General features: G+C 73.5%; 14 protein-coding genes. All 14 read left to right on the forward strand.

Annotated elements, in window-relative coordinates; genetic code table 11:
- Positions 1-43 precede the first annotated feature (43 nt).
- Complete coding sequence (gene carA / locus FHS22_RS05530) at positions 44-1372, forward strand: glutamine-hydrolyzing carbamoyl-phosphate synthase small subunit (protein ID WP_184938992.1); 1329 nt, start codon at positions 44-46, stop codon at positions 1370-1372.
- Positions 1365-4700: a carbamoyl-phosphate synthase large subunit gene (gene carB, locus FHS22_RS05535; protein WP_184938993.1), complete on the forward strand. Its 3336-nt coding sequence runs from the start codon at positions 1365-1367 to the stop codon at positions 4698-4700. Before carA ends, carB begins: the two co-directional genes overlap by 8 nt.
- A 200-nt stretch (positions 4701-4900) precedes the next feature.
- Positions 4901-5776 carry a dihydroorotate dehydrogenase electron transfer subunit gene (locus tag FHS22_RS05540; RefSeq protein WP_377295519.1) on the forward strand — a complete coding sequence of 292 codons (876 nt, stop codon included), beginning with the start codon at positions 4901-4903 and terminating at the stop codon, positions 5774-5776.
- Positions 5766-6740 carry a dihydroorotate dehydrogenase gene (locus FHS22_RS05545; protein WP_184938995.1) on the forward strand — a complete coding sequence of 325 codons (975 nt, stop codon included), beginning with the start codon at positions 5766-5768 and terminating at the stop codon, positions 6738-6740. Before FHS22_RS05540 ends, FHS22_RS05545 begins: the two co-directional genes overlap by 11 nt.
- Positions 6737-7450: an orotidine-5'-phosphate decarboxylase gene (gene pyrF, locus FHS22_RS05550; RefSeq protein ID WP_184938996.1), complete on the forward strand. Its 714-nt coding sequence runs from the start codon at positions 6737-6739 to the stop codon at positions 7448-7450. Before FHS22_RS05545 ends, pyrF begins: the two co-directional genes overlap by 4 nt.
- 186 nt (positions 7451-7636) lie before the next feature.
- Complete coding sequence (mihF, locus tag FHS22_RS05555) at positions 7637-7960, forward strand: integration host factor, actinobacterial type (protein ID WP_184938997.1); 324 nt, start codon at positions 7637-7639, stop codon at positions 7958-7960.
- Positions 7961-8153: 193 nt separating this feature from the next.
- A complete protein-coding gene (gmk, locus tag FHS22_RS05560) occupies positions 8154-8726 on the forward strand; it encodes a guanylate kinase (protein WP_221473288.1) in 573 nt (190 codons plus the stop codon).
- A 12-nt stretch (positions 8727-8738) separates the two neighbouring features.
- Positions 8739-9002, forward strand: a complete 264-nt coding sequence (gene rpoZ, locus FHS22_RS05565) for a DNA-directed RNA polymerase subunit omega (protein WP_184938999.1) — start codon at positions 8739-8741, stop codon at positions 9000-9002.
- An 8-nt stretch (positions 9003-9010) separates the two neighbouring features.
- Positions 9011-10240, forward strand: coding sequence for a bifunctional phosphopantothenoylcysteine decarboxylase/phosphopantothenate--cysteine ligase CoaBC (gene coaBC / locus FHS22_RS05570; protein ID WP_184939000.1), 1230 nt, complete (start codon positions 9011-9013; stop codon positions 10238-10240).
- Positions 10241-10363: 123 nt separating this feature from the next.
- Positions 10364-10732 carry a hypothetical protein gene (locus FHS22_RS05575; RefSeq protein ID WP_184939001.1) on the forward strand — a complete coding sequence of 123 codons (369 nt, stop codon included), beginning with the start codon at positions 10364-10366 and terminating at the stop codon, positions 10730-10732.
- Between the two features lie 183 nt (positions 10733-10915).
- The gene (metK, locus tag FHS22_RS05580; RefSeq protein ID WP_184939002.1) at positions 10916-12103 is read left to right on the forward strand and encodes a methionine adenosyltransferase; all 1188 of its coding nucleotides are present in this window, start codon (positions 10916-10918) and stop codon (positions 12101-12103) included.
- 275 nt (positions 12104-12378) lie between these two features.
- Entirely contained in the window at positions 12379-14472 is a 2094-nt protein-coding gene (locus tag FHS22_RS05585) for a primosomal protein N' (RefSeq protein WP_184939003.1), read from the forward strand.
- Between the two features lie 49 nt (positions 14473-14521).
- Complete coding sequence (locus FHS22_RS05590) at positions 14522-16165, forward strand: hypothetical protein (protein WP_338047609.1); 1644 nt, start codon at positions 14522-14524, stop codon at positions 16163-16165.
- Between the two features lie 112 nt (positions 16166-16277).
- Positions 16278-17687 (forward strand): hypothetical protein, encoded by a 1410-nt coding sequence (locus FHS22_RS05595; RefSeq protein WP_184939004.1) that lies wholly within the window; start codon positions 16278-16280, stop codon positions 17685-17687.
- The last annotated feature ends 17 nt before the right edge of the window (positions 17688-17704 follow it).

Raw genomic sequence — 17704 nt, forward strand, 5'->3', positions numbered from 1 at the left:
CTCGGTGCGCGGGCGTCCCACATCGTGGAGGCGCCCGTCGCCCATGCGCCGGATATTTCATACTTTGTTAAGCAATGACCGAGATGATCGGGATGTTTCTGTGACTGAGCGAAGCGAGCGAGCCGACGGGCAGAGCGGGGGGACGGCCGCCTCCGCGGGCACCACCGCGGGCGCCGTCCTCGTGCTGGAGGACGGCCGCGTCTTCCGCGGCACCCCTTACGGCGCCGAGGGCGAGACCTTCGGCGAGATGGTCTTCAACACCGGCATGACCGGCTACCAGGAGACTCTCACCGACCCCTCCTACCACCGCCAGATCGTCGCGATGACCGCGCCGCACATCGGCAACACCGGGGTCAACGACGAGGACCCCGAGTCCTCCCGCGTCTGGGTGGCCGGCTACGTGGTCCGCGAACCCGCGCGCGTGTCCTCCAACTGGCGCGCCAACCGCTCCCTGGACGACTACCTCAAGGAGCACGGCGTCGTCGGGATCGCGATCCCCGGCACCCGCGCCCTCACCCGCCACCTGCGCGAGCGCGGCGCCATGCGCGCCGGCGTCTTCTCCGGCGCGGCCCTCGCCCCGGTGGAGGAGCTCCTGGAGCGGGTCCGCCGCAGCCCCTCGATGGAGGGCGCCGACCTGGCGGAGCAGGTCTCGGCGGCCGAGCCGTACGTGATCCCCGCCATCGGCGGCAAGAAGTACACCGTGGCCGCCGTGGACCTGGGCATCAAGTCCATGACCCCGCACCGGATGGCCGAGCGCGGCTGCGAGGTGCACGTGCTGCCCGCCACCGCCACCGCCGCCGACATCCTCGCCCTCGACCCCGACGGCGTGTTCTTCTCCAACGGCCCCGGCGACCCGGCCACCGCGGACGGCCCGGTGGCCTCGCTGCGGGGCGTGCTGGAGGCGGGCAAGCCGTTCTTCGGCATCTGCTTCGGCAACCAGGTCTTCGGCCGGGCGCTGGGCCTGGGCACCTACAAGCTGCGCTACGGCCACCGCGGGGTCAACCAGCCGGTCCAGGACCGGCGCACCGGCAAGGTGGAGATCTCCGCGCACAACCACGGCTTCGCCGTGCGGGCGCCGCTGGAGGGGACCTTCGACACGCCGTACGGCCCGGCGGAGGTCAGCCACGTCAACCTCAACGACGACTGCGTCGAGGGCCTGCGGCTGGTCGACCGGCCCGCCTTCAGCGTGCAGTACCACCCCGAGGCCGCCGCCGGCCCGCACGACTCCGCCGGCCTGTTCGACCAGTTCTGCGCTCTGATGGAGCAGTCGAGGGGACGGGCGAGCGGAGTGGCCGGCGAGGAACGAGTCGTCCGCGCAGCGAGCGAGGAGTCGAGCGCGACCATGAATACGGAGGGGAACAAGGGTGCCTAAGCGCACGGACATCCAGTCGGTCATGGTGATCGGCTCCGGGCCGATCGTGATCGGGCAGGCCTGCGAGTTCGACTACTCCGGCACCCAGGCCTGCCGCGTGCTGCGCGCCGAGGGCTTCCGCGTGATCCTCGTCAACAGCAACCCCGCGACGATCATGACGGACCCGGAGTTCGCCGACGCCACCTACGTCGAGCCGATCACCCCGGAGTACGTCGAGAAGATCATCGCCAAGGAGCGCCCCGACGCGCTGCTGCCCACCCTCGGCGGCCAGACCGCGCTCAACACCGCGATCTCCCTGCACGAGGCGGGCGTGCTCGCCAAGTACGACGTCGAGCTGATCGGCGCCGACGTGGACGCCATCGAGGCGGGCGAGAACCGCGAGAAGTTCAAGGACATCGTCGCCAAGGTCGCCGCCGAGCGCGGCCTCAACGCCGAGTCGGCGCGCTCGTTCGTCTGCCACACCATGGACGAGTGCCTGGCCGCCGCCGCCGAGCTCGGCTACCCGCTGGTCGTGCGGCCCTCCTTCACGATGGGCGGCGTCGGCTCCGGCTTCGCGCACGACGAGGAGGGGCTGCGCCGCATCGCCGGGGCGGGCCTGGACGCCTCGCCGACCACCGAGGTGCTCCTGGAGGAGTCCATCCTCGGCTGGAAGGAGTACGAGCTGGAGGTCATGCGCGACAAGGCCGACAACGTCGTCATCGTCTGCTCCATCGAGAACCTCGACCCGATGGGCGTGCACACCGGCGACAGCGTCACCGTGGCCCCCGCGCTGACCCTCACCGACCGCGAGTACCAGAACATGCGCGACGTGGCCATCGCGGTCATCCGCGAGGTCGGCGTCGACACCGGCGGCTGCAACATCCAGTTCGCGGTCAACCCGCGCACCGGCCGCATGATCGTCATCGAGATGAACCCCCGGGTGAGCCGTTCCAGCGCCCTGGCCTCCAAGGCGACCGGCTTCCCGATCGCCAAGATCGCGGCCAAGCTCGCCATCGGCTACACCCTCGACGAGATCCCCAACGACATCACCCGGGAGACCCCGGCCTCCTTCGAGCCCTCGCTCGACTACATCGTGGTCAAGGTGCCGCGCTTCGCCTTCGAGAAGTTCGCCGGGGCCGACCAGACCCTGACGACCCACATGAAGTCGGTCGGCGAGGCCATGGCCATCGGCCGATCCTTCCCCGAGGCCCTGCAGAAGGCCCTGCGCTCGCTGGAGAAGAAGGGTGCCGCCTTCTCCTGGGCGGGGGAGCCCGGCCCGCTGGAGGAGCTCCTGGAGGCCTGCCGCACTCCGCACGACGGCCGGCTGCGCACCATGCAGCAGGCGATCCGCGCCGGGGCCACGCCCGAGCAGCTGTTCGAGGCCACCGCGGTCGACCCGTGGTTCCTGGACCAGCTGATGGCGATCGACGAGGTCGCCGCCGAGCTGGGCGGGGCGCAGCAGCTCACCGCGGAGCTGCTGACGAGGGCCAAGCGGTACGGCTTCAGCGACGTGCAGATCGCCGAGATCCGCGGCATGGACGAGCCGCGGGTGCGGGACCTGCGCCACGCGCTCGGCGTCCGACCGGTCTACAACACCGTCGACACCTGCGCCGCGGAGTTCGCCGCGCAGACGCCGTACCTCTACTCCACCTACGACGAGGAGACCGAGGTCCCGTACGGCGAGCGGGAGAAGGTGATCATCCTCGGCTCCGGGCCCAACCGCATCGGCCAGGGCATCGAGTTCGACTACGCGTGCGTGCACGCGTCCTTCGAGCTGTCGGCCGCGGGCTACGAGACCGTCATGGTCAACTGCAACCCGGAGACGGTCTCCACCGACTACGACACCTCCGACCGGCTCTACTTCGAGCCGCTCACCCTGGAGGACGTGCTGGAGGTCGTCCACGCCGAGCAGCAGACCGGGCCGGTCGCGGGCGTCATCGTGCAGCTCGGCGGGCAGACCCCGCTCGGCCTGGCGCAGGCGCTCAAGGACGCCGGCGTGCCGATCGTCGGCACCTCGCCGGAGTCCATCCACCTGGCCGAGGAGCGCGGCGCGTTCGGCCGCGTGCTCGCCGAGGCCGGGCTGCCCGCGCCCAAGCACGGCACCGCGGTGACCGAGCAGGAGGCGCTGGAGATCGCCGGGGAGATCGGCTACCCGGTCCTGGTCCGGCCGAGCTACGTGCTGGGCGGCGCGGGCATGGCGATCGTCTACGACGACGAGACGCTCGTCACCTACATGTCCAAGGCGGGCGCCGCCAGCGACCACCCGGTGCTGGTGGACAAGTTCCTCGACGAGGCCGTCGAGATCGACGTGGACGCCCTGTTCGACGGCGAGGAGCTCTACCTCGGCGGCGTGATGGAGCACATCGAGGAGGCCGGCATCCACTCCGGCGACTCGGCCTGCTCGCTGCCGCCGATGACGCTCGGCGGCTACGACATCAAGCGCATCCGCACGGCCACCGAGGCCATCGCCCGCGGGGTGGGCGTGCGCGGCCTGCTCAACGTGCAGTACGCGATGTCGGCGAACATCCTGTACGTGCTGGAGGCCAACCCGCGCGCCAGCCGTACCGTGCCGTTCGTCTCCAAGGCCACGGCGGTGCCGCTGGCCAAGGCGGCGGCCCGGGTGATGATGGGCGCGACCGTCGCGCAGCTGCGCGCCGAGGGCATGCTCCCGGCCGAGGGCGACGGCGGCACGATGCCGCTGGACGCGCCCATCGCGGTCAAGGAGGCGGTGCTGCCGTTCAACCGCTTCATCCGGAGTGTCGACGATGCGGTGGACACGGTCCTGGGGCCGGAGATGCGCTCCACCGGCGAGGTCATGGGCATCGACGAGTTCTTCGGCACGGCCTACGCCAAGTCGCAGGACGCCGCCTACGGGCCGCTGCCGACGCGGGGGCGGGCCTTCGTCTCCGTGGCCAACCGGGACAAAAGGGCGATGATCTTCCCGGTGAAGGCGCTCGCGGACCTCGGATTCGAGATCCTGGCCACCGAGGGGACCGCGGAGGTGCTGCGCCGCAACGGCGTCCGTGCCAAGATCGTGCGCAAGCAGAGTGACGGAACGGGTCCGGACGGCGAGCCGACGATCGGCCGGCGCATCCTGGACGGCGAGGTGGATCTCATCGTGAACACGCCCTTCGGCAGTCCCGGCCAGGCCGGGCCGCGCCTGGACGGCTACGAGATCCGCACCGCGGCCGTGCTGCGGGGCATCCCCTGCATCACGACCGTTCAGGGACTCGCCGCGGCCGTCCAGGGCATTCAGGCCATCGCCCGGGGCGACATCGGCGTACGGTCGCTCCAGGAGCATGCGGAGCGGCTGAGGCGAGGAGTGAGCGAAGTGGGCGGCGAAGGATGAGCCGGCCGCGCAGCGAACGACGAGCCGAACGCGACCGTGGGCAGGAGCGGCTGAGGCGAGGAGTGAGCGAAGTGGGCGGCGAAGGATGAGCCGGCCGCGCAGCGAACGACGAGCCGAACGCGACCAGGGGCAGGGCCGGCTGAGGGGCTGACGGCTCAGGGGGTGTCCTCGCCGGCCGGTGAGGACGCCCCCCGGCGGAGGTGAGGGAGACGGCTGTAACTCCGGTGCAGGTCACCGGTACGGTGCTGACGACGCGTCAGGTCGACGCCTACCATGCGCTGACCGTGGTGGCGCCCGGCATCGCCGAGCGCTTCCGCCCCGGCCACTTCGTGTCGGTGGCCGTCGGCGGCTCCGGCACGTCCATGCTGACCCGCCGCGCCTTCTCCGTCCACGACGTCAAGCCCGACTACGGCGGCACGGTCGAGTTCGTCTTCGCGGTCAACGGCCCCGGTACGGCCTGGCTGGCCGAGCGCCGCGCCCGCGACACGCTGGACCTGGTCGGCCCGCTCGGCCGCCCGTTCCCGCTGCCCCGGGACCCGGTCACCTGCGTCATGGTCGGCGACGAGTACGGCTCGGCCGTGCTCTTCGCCGTCGCCGATGCCCTCCAGCGGCGCGGGTGCCGGGTCGACTTCGTGCTGGGCGGGGCCACGGCCGGCCGGGTCTTCGGCGCGATGCGCGCCCGCCGGATGGCGGAGACGACCACTCTGACGACCGGGGACGGTTCGCTCGGCATGCGCGGCGGGGTGACGGACGTGCTGCCCGGGGTGATCGCCGACGTCCGGGCCGACGCGGTCTACGCCAGCGGCCCGATGGAGACGCTGCGCGGGGTGACCGCCGTGGCGGTCGAGTTCGACATCCCGGTCCAGGCGGCCGTGGAGGAGCGGATGGCCTGCGGGATCGGCGTCTGCATGACGTGCGTGCTCCCGGTCATCGGGGACGACGGGATCACCAGGATGGTCCGCTCGTGCGTCGAGGGGCCGGTCTTCCGGGGTGAGCGCGTCCGCTTCGACGACGTGGGAACGATCCCGTTCGACGCGTTCGGAGCACCCGGCGGAGGATCGCGCAATGCCGGTTGACATGCGGACGTACCTGGGGCACGTGGAGCTGGCCAACCCGGTCGTCACCGCGGCCGGGTGCGCGGGCTCGGGCCCCGAGCTCGCCCAGTTCTTCGACCTGGGCAGGATCGGCGCGGTGACCACCCGGTCGATCACGATGGCCCCCCGGGCGGGCCGGCCGACCCCCAGGATGGCCGAGACGCCCTCCGGGCTGCTCAACGCCGTCGGCCTGCAGGGGTCCGGCGTGGACGCCTTCCTGGCGCGCGAGCTGCCCTGGCTGGCCCAGCGCAACGTGCGGACCGTGGTCTCCATCGGCGGCGGCACGGTGGCGGAGTACACCGCGCTGGCCCGCAGGCTCAACGACGCCCCCGGCGTGACCGCCGTGGAGGTCAACCTGTCGTGCCCCAACATCGAGGACCGCGGGCGGGTCTTCGCCCGCGACGGCGCGGCCTCGGCGGAGGTGATCGCGTCGGTGCGCGCGGTGATGCGCTACGACGTGCCGGTGGTGGCCAAGCTCTCGCCGGACACCGCCGACATCGTGAGCGTCGCCCGCGCCTGCGTGGACGGGGGCGCCGACGCCCTGTCGATGATCAACAATCCGCTCGGCATGAGCATCGACACCGAGACGATGCTCCCCTCGCTCGCCGCGGGCACCGGGGGGCTGTCCGGCCCGGCCGTCCGGCCGCTGGCCGTACGCTGCGTGTGGCAGGTCCGCGCCGCGCTGCCCGGGGTGCCCATCATCGGCATGGGCGGCGTGCTGACCGGCAGGGACGCCTTCGAGCTCATCCTCGCCGGAGCATGCGTCGTCGGCGTGGGCACCGCCCTGTTCCACGATCCCTACGCCTGCACGCGCGTCCTGCGCGAGCTGGAGGAGCTCGTGGCGGCCCGGGGCTACCAGCGGCTGGCCGACGTGATCGGGCTGGCCCACCGCCCGCCGGGGGCGACCGCCCGGCACCGCACGGACTTCGAGGAGAGCTCGCTGTGACTCCCGCTCCCATCGCCGTCGCGCTGGACGCGCCCGATCTGGAGACCGCGGCCCGCTGGGCGAGTCTGGTGACCCCGCACGTCAGCACGGTCAAGGTGGGGCTCGAACTCTACCTGCGCTACGGCCCCGACGTGATCGCCTCGGTGCGCGGGGCGAGCGGCGTGCGGGTGTTCCTGGACCTGAAGCTGCACGACATCCCCAACACCGTGGCCGGCGCCGCCCGGGCCGTGGCGCGGCTCAAGCCCGCGATCCTGACCGTGCACGCGGCCGGAGGGCCCGCCATGATCCGCGCCGCGGTGGAGGCCGCCCCCGTCACCCAGATCGCGGCCGTGACGGTGCTCACGTCGCTCTCGGAGGCCGATCTGGAGCGCGCGGGCATCGCGGGCCCGCCCGGGGACGCCGTGCGCCGTCTGGCGGTCCTGGCCGTCGGCGCGGGCGCCCGGGCCCTCGTCTGCTCGCCGCGCGAGGTCGCGGCGGTGCGCGCGGAGGTCGGACCGGACATCACCCTGATCACTCCCGGCGTCCGCCCCGCCGGCGCCGACAGTCAAGATCAGGCAAGAGTAGCGACACCCGAGCGGGCCTTCGCCGACGGGGCCGACCTTCTGGTGATCGGCCGCCCCATCACCGGTTCGGCGGACCCCGGGGCGGCGGCCGCGGGCATCGCCGCGGCGCTCCGCAGGGTCGCCGGAACCGCCGGAGGGGCCGTGTGATCCGCGTCGCGGGAAACGCGGAGTTGGGCGTCATTTGATCGACACTTGGCTACATGGCGGGCACGGAACGTGAAGAACCGGCCTTTCTGTGCCCAGAAACCGGCCTTGACGTTGCTTGAAGCGCCATGACCAGCTAGTTTCCCTTCCCGTCCGAGTACATCGACAGGAAATTCGAGGTGACCCGGCGTGGCTCTTCCTCCCCTTACACCTGAGCAGCGCGCCGCAGCCCTAGAGAAGGCTGCCAAGGCCCGTAAAGAGCGTGCCGAGGTCAAGAACCGCCTGAAGCACGGTGCGGTCTCTCTGGCCGAGGTGCTCAAGGACGGGCAGGCCGATGACGTCATCGGCAAGATGAAGGTCTCTGCCCTCCTGGAGTCGCTCCCCGGCGTGGGCAAGGTCCGCGCCAAGCAGCTCATGGAGCGGCTGGGCATCGCCGAATCCCGCCGCGTGCGGGGTCTCGGCGCCAACCAGCGCGCCTCCCTTGAGCGTGAGTTCGGCGGGGCCGAGGGCTAGTCTCGGTTCCGTACCAGCACGTTCACCCCGCACCGCGGGGACGCACCACGGGGGGTTCGGAGTGACCGGAACGTCGTGGCCCGGCGAGAGCCGGGCTCCGGAGGAGACCGCGGAGAGCGGATCCGGTGGCTCCACACCTCCGGCCGGCAGCCCGGAGGGGACGCGAGTCTCCACCGGGCCGTCCGGCAACCGCCTGACGGTCCTGTCCGGGCCGTCGGGCGTGGGCAAGTCCACGGTCGTCGCCGAGCTTCGGCGGGCACACCCCGAGGTGTGGCTGTCGGTCTCGGTGACCACCAGGAAGCCGCGCCCGGGGGAGACCCACGGGGTGGAGTACTTCTTCGCCGACGGCGACGAGTTCGACCGCCTCGTCGCCGCCGGGGAGCTGCTGGAGTGGGCCGAGTTCGCCGGCAACCGGTACGGCACGCCCCGGACGCCGGTCGTCGAGAAGCTCGCCGCCGGGGTCCCCACGCTGCTGGAGATCGACCTCCAGGGCGCGCGCCAGGTCCGCGCGACCATGCCGGAGGCGCTGCTGGTCTTCCTGGCCCCGCCGAGCTGGGAGGAGCTGGAGAAGCGCCTGCGCGGCCGGGGCACCGAGCCGGAGGACGTCATCGCCCGCAGGCTCGCCGCGGGGCGGGTCGAGATGGCCGCCGAGCAGGAGTTCGACCTGACCTTGGTGAACACGTCCGTCGATGACGTATGCCACCGGCTGATAGCCTTGATGGCCGATGCTCCCGAGGCCTCCGGCCCCGGACGTTCACCTAGCTAGGGGAAGCACAACGTGGCAAGCAACGCCGCCTACGCGGAAGGCATCACCAATCCGTCGATCGACGCGCTGCTCGACATCGTCGACAGCAAGTACAGCCTCGTGATCTTCGGTTCGAAGCGCGCCCGCCAGATCAACGCCTACTACTCCCAGCTCGGCGAGGGCCTGCTGGAGTACGTCGGCCCGCTGGTGGAGACCCACGCGCAGGAGAAGCCGCTGTCCATCGCGCTGCGCGAGGTCAGCGAGGGCCTGCTCACCTCCGAGCCCATCGAGGGCTAGTCCTTCGCATGGGGACGCCCGGTGCGGACGCGCCCGCGAGGCCGGGCGTCGTCCTGGGAGTGAGCGCGGGCATCGCCGCCTACAAGGCGTGCGAGCTGCTGCGCCTGTTCACCGAGTCCGGTCACGACGTCCGGGTCATCCCGACCAGGGAGGCGCTGCGCTTCGTCGGCGAGCCGACCTGGGCCGCGCTCTCCGGCAACCCGGTGAGCGCCGACGTCTGGGACGCCGTGCACGAGGTGCCGCACGTCCGGATCGGGCAGGGCGCCGACCTGGTGGTGGTGGCCCCCGCCACCGCCGACGTGCTGGCCAGGGCCGCGCACGGCCTCGCCGGCGACCTGCTGACCAACACCCTGCTCACCGCGCGCTGCCCGGTGGTGTTCGCCCCGGCGATGCACACCGAGATGTGGGAGCACCCGGCGACCCAGGCCAACGTGGCCACCCTGCGCGAGCGCGGCGCGCTCGTCCTCGACCCCGCGGTGGGCCGCCTCACCGGCGCCGACACCGGCCGCGGCCGGCTGCCCGACCCCGTGGAGATCTTCGAGGTCTGCCGCCGGGTCCTGGCGGGCCGCTCCCTCGACCTCGCCGGCCGCCACGTGGTCGTCTCCGCCGGGGGCACCCGGGAGGCCATCGACCCGGTCCGGTTCATCGGCAACCGCTCCTCCGGCCTGCAGGGCTACGCGCTGGCCCGGACGGCGGCCGCCCGGGGCGCCCGGGTCACGCTGGTCGCCGCCAACGTCGCGCTGCCCGACCCCGCCGGGGTCGCGGTGGTGCGGGTCGAGTCGGCCCTGCAGCTGCGCGAGGCCGTGCTGGGGGCGGTGGAGGGCGCCGACGCCGTGGTGATGGCCGCCGCCGTCGCCGACTTCCGGCCCGCGGCGCGGAGCGACTCGAAGATCAAGAAGACGTCGGCCGAGCCCGACGCCATCCATCTGGTAAAAAATCCGGATATTTTGGCGGAGCTGGGGGAACGCCGCCGTGACGGCGCCAAGCCGTACCCGGCGGTGATCGCGGGGTTCGCGGCCGAGACCGACGACGTGCTCGCCAACGGGCGGGCCAAGCTCGCCCGCAAGGGCTGCGACCTGCTCGTCGTCAACCAGGTCGGGGAGGGACTCGCCTTCGGCACCCCCGACAACGCGGCCGTGGTCCTGCTCGCGGACGCCGAACCGGTGGAGATCCCGCGCGGGCCGAAGGAGGCCCTGGCCGACGTGGTCTGGGATCTGGTGGCCGCGCGCCTGGCCTGAGGCGGAGCCGTACGGTCCGGCGCGGGTCTGCCGGAGGCGGCTTCCCGATCCGCTTGCCGGGGATCTCCCCGCGGCGGATACTGCGTCCGGAGGGACCTGGAACGCCGCACCAGGGGGTCGATCATGCCGGTGACCGCCGCCGTCAGAGCGCGCTGCCGCGCCCTGCTCCCTCCCGGGCAGGACATCCGCTACATCATGCCCGCGCTCTCGGTGGGCTCGCCGGTGATGGCGAGCTTCCTGATCGTGGTCACCGGCCAGGCGATCGCGGTGCTGTCCACCAAGTTCTTCGACCGGGACGTGCCGACCTCGGTCTACGCCACCCATCCCCGGCGGACCCGGCTCGGGCCGGTGGAGTTCTCGACGGGCGCGGCGATCGAGTTCGGCGGCATGATCTTCGAGATCGAGGAGGAGTACGGCGCGGTGGTCTGCGCCGCCGACGCCGAGGTCTTCGCCCCCGAGACGCTCCCGCCCGACCCGCTTCCCCATCTCTGACCGCGCTCCCGCCCCCGGCTCCGGCGCGACGGCCGCCCGGCGGTGGCCGGGGCCGTCCCGCCGCTCGAATTCGAGACGGTTTCGCAAGCCTGCCACAGGTGGAGCTAGACTTCGGCGGAACGCTACCGGTGGCCCCGCACCGGAGTCCCAATCGCCAGCAGCCGCTGCATGAGGAGCCCTGACTTGTCCCGTCGCCTGTTCACCTCCGAGTCGGTCACCGAGGGCCACCCGGACAAGATCGCAGACCAGATCAGTGACGCGATTCTCGACGCCATGCTCAAGGGCGACCCCAGGAGCCGGGTCGCGGTCGAGACGCTGATCACCACCGGTCAGGTCCACGTCGCCGGAGAGGTGACGACGGAGACCTACGTCGACATCCCGGGCATCATCCGGGAGAAGATCCTCGAGATCGGCTACGACGCCTCGCACAAGGGCTTCGACGGCGCCTCCTGCGGCGTCTCGGTCTCCATCGGCGCCCAGTCGCCCGACATCGCCCAGGGCGTCGACGACGCCTACGAGCACCGCGAGGAGGGCGACACCGACGCGCTCGACCGCCAGGGCGCGGGCGACCAGGGCCTGATGTTCGGCTACGCGACCAACGAGACCCCCGAGCTGATGCCGCTCCCGATCCAGCTGGCGCACCGGCTGGCCGAGCGCCTGTCGCAGGTCCGCAAGGACGGCACCGTGCCGTACCTGCGCCCCGACGGCAAGACCCAGGTCACCATCGAGTACGACGGCGACAAGCCGGTCCGCCTCGACACGGTGGTCGTCTCCACCCAGCACGCCGCCGAGATCGACCTCAAGGAGATGCTCGCGCCGGACATCAAGGAGCACGTGGTCGACCCCGTGCTGGCGAGCGTCGAGCTGGAGACCGAGGGCTACCGCCTGCTGGTCAACCCGACCGGCCGCTTCGAGATCGGCGGCCCGATGGGCGACGCCGGCCTGACCGGCCGCAAGATCATCGTCGACACCTACGGCGGCATGGCCCGCCACGGCGGCGGCGCCTTCTCCGGCAAGGACCCGTCCAAGGTCGACCGCTCGGCCGCCTACGCGATGCGCTGGGTCGCCAAGAACATCGTCGCCGCCGGCCTCGCCGACCGCGCCGAGGTCCAGGTCGCCTACGCCATCGGCAAGGCGCACCCGGTCGGCGTGTTCGTCGAGACCTTCGGCACCGAGAAGATCGACGTCGCGAAGATCCAGGACGCCGTGCTGCAGGTCTTCGACCTGCGCCCGGCCGCGATCATCCGCGACCTGGACCTCCTCCGCCCGATCTACTCGCCGACCGCCGCCTACGGCCACTTCGGCCGCAAGGAGTTCACCTGGGAGTCCACCGACCGCGCCGAGGCGCTGCGCACCGCCGCCGGTCTGTGAGCCGTTCCGGCAGCGCCCCGGCGGGCCCGTCCCGCCGGGGCGCTGCCGTTCCTCCGGAGAGGGCCGGACAGGCCCGGAAGGCGCGCTCCCGCGCGGGGCGGCGCCGTACGGCCGGCGGTTGCCGGAGGCGCCGGCGGCCGCGAGCCGGGGGCGGAGCGGCGTGCGGCCGGGCGATCCCGCGGAGGCGGGGGTCGCCTCTCCGGCGGCCCGGAACGGTTTCCCCGGCATCCCGATAGCAGGCGGGACCGGGTTCCGGCATCTGGTAGGACAGGTGGGTGCCTCACGCGAACCCCTCCCCAGACGACGGCGCCCTGCTGCCGCTCGACGCCGTGCGTGAGAAGCCCGCACCCGGCGGGAGGGCTCCGGCGGCCAAGGGCGTGCCGGAGGCGGCCGCCGCGCTGCCGGTGGCGCGGGTCGTGGTGGACACGCCGCTGCCCCACCTGGACCGGCTGTTCGACTACCTCGTCCCGGCCCCGATGGACGCCGACGCGGTGCCGGGCTGCCGGGTCCGGGTGCGGTTCGCCGGCAAGCTCGTCGACGGGTTCCTGCTGGAGCGGGCCGAGTCCAGCGAGCACGAGGGCAGGCTCACCCGGCTGGAGCGGGTCGTCTCCCCGGAACCGGTGCTCGCCCCGGAGATCGCCCGGCTCGCCCGCGCCGTGGCCGACCGCTACGCCGGGACCATGGCCGACGTCCTGCGCCTGGCCGTCCCGCCGCGTCACGCCAGGGTCGAGGCGGAGGAGCGCGGGACCGCCGGGGCGGGTCCGCGGACGGGGGAGGACGCCGGGACGGGCCCGGAGGAGGGGCCCGGGCCGTGGGCCGCCTACCGGGACGGGGAGTCCTTCCTGTCCGCGCTGGCGCGGGGGCGTTCGCCGCGCGCGGTGTGGACGGCCCTGCCGGGGAGCGGGGAGGACGGGCCCGAGTGGGCGGGGGCGGTGGCCGTGGCCGTGCGCGAGACGCTGCGGGGCGGCCGGGGGGCGCTCGTGGTGGTCCCCGACGGCAAGGACGTGGTGCTGGCCGACGCGGCGCTGAGCGCGGTCCTGGGGCCGGGCAGGCACGTCTCGCTCACCGCGGACCTGGGGCCCGCCGAGCGCTACCGGCGGTGGCTGAAGGTGTCCCGGGGGGAGGTCCGGGTGGCGGTCGGCACCCGGGCGGCGGCCTTCGCGCCGGTCCGCGACCTCGGGCTGGCGGTCGTCTGGGACGACGGCGACGACCTGCACGCCGAGCGGCTGGCGCCGTACCCGCACGCCCGGGAGGTCCTCGCGCTCCGCGCGCACCAGGGCCGCACGGGCCTGCTCGTCGGCGGATACGCGCGTACGGCGGAGGCCACCCGGCTGGTCGCCACCGGCTGGGCGGGCCCGATCGCCGCGACACGCCAGACGGTGCGGGACAGGGCGCCGAAGGTCCGCCCGGCCGGGGACGACGCCGAACTGGCCAAGGACCAGGCGGCGCGGGCGGCCCGGCTGCCCAGCCTGGCCTGGCGCACGCTCAGGACCGGCCTGGAGAGCGGGCCGGTGCTGGTGCAGGTCCCGCGGCGCGGCTACCTGCCCGCGCTGGCCTGCCAGGGCTGCCGTGCCCCGGCCCGGTGCGGGCACTGCCGGGGGCCGCTCGCGCTGCGGAGCGGCCACGCGATGCCGTACTGCCGCTGGTGCGGGCGGATCGCGGGGGAGTGGCGCTGCCCGGCCTGCGGAGCCGCCCGGATGCGGGCGCGGGTGGTCGGCGCCCGCCGTACGGCCGAGGAGCTCGGCCGGGCCTTCCCCTCGGTCCCGGTGAAGACCTCGGGCCGGGACGGGGTGCTGGCCACCGTCGGGCCGGGCCGGGCGCTCGTGGTGGCCACCCCGGGGGCCGAGCCCGTCGCCGAGGGCGGCTACGCGGCGGCGGTGCTGCTGGACGGGTGGGCCCTGCTCGGCCGCCCGGACCTGCGGGTCGCCGAGGAGGCGCTGCGCCGGTGGATGAACGCCGCCGCCCTGCTGAGGTCCGGATCGGAGCTCGTCGTGCTCGCCGACTCCTCGCTCCTGCCCGTGCAGGCGCTGCTGAGGTGGGACCCGGTCACCCATGCCGAGCGGGAACTGGCCGACAGGACAGAACTGGGTTTCCCCCCGGCGGTGAGGATGGCCACGCTGACCGGGTCTCCGGCCGCGGTCAGGGAGATGCTGGGAGAGGCGGAGCTGCCCTCGGGGGCGCAGGTCCTCGGGCCCGTGCCGGTCGAGCCGTCCAGGGGCGACCAGGTGCGGGAACGCGCCATGGTGCGGGTGCCGTGGGGGGCGGGCCCGGCGCTCGCCGCGTCGCTGAAGGGGGCGGCGGGGGTGCGTTCGGCGCGTAAGGCGGATGAGGTGGTCAAAGTGTGCATTGACCCGCTCGATGCCATTTGAGTTGTTTCCCCGATTCGCGGTGCTGACAGTAAGCCGTTAATTTCTCCCTGTGTCGATCGAATGGGTGAACCGGGCCGTGGACGATCTACGCGCCTGGGGGCGGGCGAGCGGCCTGGACGTTGACGTGGACGAGGTTCGGCTGCTCTGCGACTACGCGAGCGATTACCTGGACGTGAACGAGCTGGGGGATTTCACTCCCGTCACTTTCGAGGAACTCCTGCTCAACATCTATCCGCGCAAGGTCATCGCGCCGCCGGAAAGCGCTTCCGAGACGGTCGCCGCCGCGCGCACCCTCGTCGACTTCCTCCTGGCGACGGAGGAGATCGGCGGCAAGATGGCCGCGCGCATGCGCGCCACCCTCGACCGGGTCGAACCCGAGATGCCCATCGCCCTCGCCGACACCTCCCGCTTCGGCATGGCCAAGAGCCTGTTCAGCGCGATGGGCGCCGAGGTGCTGGAGCAGGACGGCCCGCCCGCCCCGGCGGCCGCGGAGCCGGACCGGGAGCCCTGCGACTGCCCCGGCTGCACCCCCTGCCCCCCGGTACGGCTGGCGCCCCTCGGCACGCTCGCCGAGAGCGCGCTGCGGGTGCCCCTGCTGACCGACGCCCGCCGCCTGGTGCAGTGGATGCTGGCCGGCGGCCGCACCCCGACGGTCCGGGGGCGCCTGCGGGTGCGCGACGCCGCCGAGGCGGTCGCCCAGCTCGCCGTCGCCGACCCGGCGCTCCTGTGGGACGTGGCGGTCCGCGCCGGCCTGGTCGAGACGGAGGGCACGGCCCTCTTCGACGGGGAGGCGGGCCCGCTGGACGCGTGGGCCGCCGCGGTGGACCTCCTCCTGGAGGGGGGCACCGGGGGCGCCGTCACCGGCTGGGAGATCTTCGACGCGGAGCTCTACGGCCTGTGCGACATGCTCTACCGGCTGCAGGCGCCGGTGCCGATCCCGCTCGTCATGGAGTACCTGGAGGAGATGGGCGTCCTCGAGGAGGAAGAGGACCTCGACCTCGACGAGGCCGCGCGCAGGCTGGTCTACTGCGGGCTCGTCGAGCGCAGGGACGACTCGCTGGCGCTGACCCCCCTGGCGGTGTGGGGCCTGCGCGAGCTCTACCTCGGGATGGGCATCGAGGCCCCGGAGGCCCCCGACCTGACCGGCGCCGACGCGCCGGCCCTGATCGAGGGGCTGCTGTCCGGGATGCCCCGGGAGGCGGCCGAAGCCGACATCGAGGGCTGGCTGGAGCGCAGGACGCCCGCCGGGGCCGCCGCCGAGCTCCTGGGGGCGGTCTCCGGCGCGCCCTCGGTCGCCAGGGGCGTCGCGGTGACGATCGTGGACCGGCTCGGCCCGGAGGCCGAGCCCGCGGTCCGCGGTGTCCTGGCGGAGGCCGAGCTGCGCCCGCACGCCATCCACTGGCTCTCGGCCCGCGGGCTGGCGGCCCCCAGCCTCACCGAGCAGGAGGCGCTCTGGATGAGCGTGGACATGCTCGCACTGGCCCTGCCCGAGGCCGAGGACGACCCCGATGCCTTCGCCGAGAACATGGCGGCCTCGGGCCCCCCGGCGCACGTGATCGAGGAGATGTGGCGGGTGGACCATCCCGACGTCGTCGACGTCCTGGAGCTGCTCGGCCGGTCCCTGCAGGACCCGGACACGGCCAAGGCCGCGCGCAAGGCGGCTTTCAAGGCGCGTTCCCGCGCGATCGGCTGAGCGCGTTCCCGCACCGCCGGCTGAGCGCGTTCCCGCACCGCCGGCCGAACGGGTTCCGGCGCGGTCGGCTGAGCCGTACATCCGCGGGGCTCGTGTGGAGTAAGTTTCACGGGTGGCAAAGAGCGGGAACACCGGCAACGTCTTCGACCTCGGTGCGTTGCGGAGGCTGGTCGACGAGTTGGGAGCCGCGCCGCGCGAGGCGCGCGCGGCCGTGCTCGACGGGGTCCCCGGGGGCGCCGCGGGCGCCGACGGCTGCGACTGCCCCGGCTGCGACAGCGAGGCGCTGAGCTTCCCGCCCGTCGACCTCGCTTCCGACGCCGAGCTCGCCCGGGCCGTTCTGGAGGTCCCGCTGGTGCGGGACGCCCGGCGGCTGGCGGAGTGGACCGGCACCCGCCGGGTCACCCCCGAGTGCCTGCTGCCCGATCCCCTCCGGGCCGTCGCGGAGCTCGGGCTCGCCGGACCCGACCGGCTCCACCTGCTCTGGGTCGTCGCGGTCAACACGGGCATGCTGCGGATCTCCCGGGGCGTCGCCGAGCCCGGGCCGCTGGCCCCGGCCGCCGAGCTGCCCCCGCAGGCGCTCCTGGGGTTCTGGGACGGCGTGGTCATGGACGTCCTGGACCGCGCGGACGAGAGCCTGACCGGATCCGCGGTGGTGGACGAGCACCTGGCCGAGATGCTCGCGACCATGTACGCCGTGAACGACGGCCTCTCCCACGCCACCCTGGTCAAGGGGATCCTGCAGTCGCACGAGGTGGCCTGCGAGGCCAGGCCGGCCCAGATGAGGGAGCTGGCGGCCGCCCTGCCCGGAGAGCTGGAGGACGCGCTCGCGCTGCTCGGCTACTGCGGGCTGGTGGAGCCGTCGGCGGCGGGCTGGCCCCGGCTGACCCCGCTCGGCGTCTGGGCGGTCCGCCAGGACCTGATGCGGGAGGGGCACGACGCGCCCACGGGCGCCGAGGTCGCCGTCTTCGCCGACCTCGGCGCGGCCGAGCTCGTCGAGGCGCTCGCCGGGGGATCCGCGGCCCCCAGCGCGGTCACCGTGTGGCTGGAGTCCCGCACCGCCGAGGCCGCCGCCCGCGAGCTGATCAAGGTCGCCGCGTCCGGCACGGCCGGACAGCGCGGTGTCGCGGGCACCATCCTGGAGGAGCTGGGGCCCGAGGCGGAGGTCCCGTTCCGGGAGGCGCTCGCCGAGCCCGCCATGTGGCGCTACGCCGCCTCCTGGCTGCACGTCCGCGACCTGCCCGCCCCGGCGCTCACCTCCGCCGACAACACCTGGCTCGCGGTCGACACGCTCGCCTCGCTGATCCACCTGGGCACGGCCCCCGAGGAGCTGGGCGAGTTCGACGAGCTCGAACCGGGTGAGGACCTGGTCCGCATGGTGGAGGAGATGGCCGTGATCGAGCACCCCGACCGGATCGCCGTGCTGGACATGCTCGGCGCGCACCACGCCGACGCCGCCGTGGCCAAGGCCGCGCGGAAGGCCGCCATGAAGGCCCGCTCCCGCCAGGCCCGTAAACTGGGTTGATCCTCTGGAAGGAGCCC

Origin of the sequence: Thiemannella venezuelensis, from assembly GCF_014203605.1 — a bacterium.
In the GTDB taxonomy this organism is placed as follows: Bacteria; Actinomycetota; Actinomycetes; order Streptosporangiales; family Streptosporangiaceae; genus Planomonospora_A; species Planomonospora_A venezuelensis.